Source organism: Streptomyces sp. 7R007 (assembly GCF_054850255.1).
Genome location: NZ_JBTWMV010000182.1, coordinates 1 through 357 on the forward strand (window position 1 = coordinate 1; position 357 = coordinate 357).

1 protein-coding gene is annotated in these 357 nt (G+C 64.1%); it reads right to left on the reverse strand.

Features of this window, described 5'->3' with window-relative positions; translation table 11 throughout:
- Positions 1-357: fumarylacetoacetate hydrolase family protein (locus ACYF6T_RS44700; RefSeq protein WP_461703727.1), on the reverse strand; the 357-nt coding region annotated here is incomplete at both ends.

A 357-nucleotide genomic window follows, 5' to 3' on the forward strand; every position in this document is an offset into this window, starting at 1 on the left:
GTCGGGGATCTCGTCGGCGGTCACGATGTACGGGCCGACCGGGCAGAAGGTGTCGATGGCCTTGCAGAAGGAGAACACCCCGGACTCCATTTCACGGCGCTGGATGTCGCGGGCGGTGATGTCGTTGAAGACGACGTACCCGGCGATGTGGTCGGGCGCGTCGTCCACGCCGAAGAACTTGCCCGGTTTGCCGATGACGACGGCGATCTCCAGCTCGTAGTCCAGCTCGGAGGTGAGGTGCTCGGGGTAGATCACGGGCTCGTCGGGGCCGACGATCGCGTCGACGTTCTGGAAGAAGACGATGCCCTTGTGCATGGGGTGCGACCAGTCGACGTTCTTCGACTCGTCCTCGTGCTC